The sequence below is a fragment of the Candidatus Symbiopectobacterium sp. genome (genome assembly GCF_020054415.1).
In the GTDB taxonomy this organism is placed as follows: domain Bacteria; phylum Pseudomonadota; class Gammaproteobacteria; order Enterobacterales; family Enterobacteriaceae; genus Symbiopectobacterium.
Genome location: NZ_JAHWCO010000715.1, coordinates 1 through 1,128 on the forward strand (window position 1 = coordinate 1; position 1,128 = coordinate 1,128).

1 protein-coding gene and 1 pseudogene are annotated in these 1,128 nt (G+C 41.3%); both read right to left on the bottom strand.

Annotated elements, in window-relative coordinates:
- Nucleotides 1-164: 164 nt before the first annotated feature.
- Nucleotides 165-899: a hypothetical protein gene (locus QZ506_RS20595; protein WP_291973572.1), complete on the bottom strand. Its 735-nt coding sequence runs from the start codon at nt 897-899 to the stop codon at nt 165-167.
- Between the two features lie 146 nt (nt 900-1,045).
- A pseudogene (locus tag QZ506_RS20600) lies at nt 1,046-1,128 on the bottom strand (lipoprotein); the annotation flags it as partial.

The window sequence follows — 1,128 nt, forward strand, 5'->3', positions numbered from 1 at the left end:
AGCCCAGTGAAACGACGGATCCTCGCAACGTAAAATCATGCAGTTAGGCATCATGAGAAAAGTGTACACCTGAGATGACAAGCATTTTCAACCAAAACTGGCATGGAAAAACAGCATGATTACCTATTATTCAACAAAGCCAAAACACCACTGCCGGTGAATAATCACGCTATGCAATCTCTGCTCTCAAGATATTTGAGTGACACTTGCAAGGTGATCAGTCGGTAATTGATCTTTCCTATTCTATCATCATCGCCTTTAAGTTGAGCTTCCATGTCATTTACAAAAGCGTTGGTGATATCCAGATCGAAAAGACCATACTCAAGCAAGGTGAGTTTAATGTCCGGGTTTCTCTCTAAAAAAAAGCAGCTATAATCCATAACTTCATCCCCACCGTAGTTATCTTTTATCTTGGTATCCGGGAACTGCTTGGCAAACTCAATATCATTATCTGCGGCGAATTTTTTAACAATAGCGCTGTAGTTTTCAACCAAAGGCAACTGATTAACTGACAACTTAAACAGTGAGTCCCAATTATTGGGTGTGTCGAAACTGTAAATATCGACCTTATCGATTGAAAAAGTGTATCGCGTCCCCTTCATTCCAAGCGATTGCGCACTGACTTTAAAAAGATTTCTGTATGCTGGTAAAGCCAGCGCTTTGAGTTTTTCAAAATTATAAAAACGATAATAGACTGTACCACCGAGCTTGGCGGCAGGATGCTCATTAATGTTTTCATAAAGAGAGTCAATAACGTCTTTTTTCGGCGAAGTTCTGAAAAGATCGAGAAATCGTTGCCATAAATTCAACGCCGTTGCTTTTCTTTTATCGTCATACTGTACTAAATTCGTCATACTGCAATGATCTAATTTCCTTCCCCCTGCAAGTTCTATTTCCATCTTGCGAATCCTCCCTCGGTCGTGTATTCAATGAGTTGATGTAGCATCAAACGTAGTACTCGCGTTCGATGTAAGTACCGATGATCCTATCGGCTTTGTTGAATAAATCAGAACCTGTAATGACTGCGCCCCATACGGGTCGATTGTTACGTGATGCGAATACTGTTCGGCATTCCTAATAGCGTGATCCGGTTAAGCGCTTTGACCATGGCCATGGCTTCACCCACCT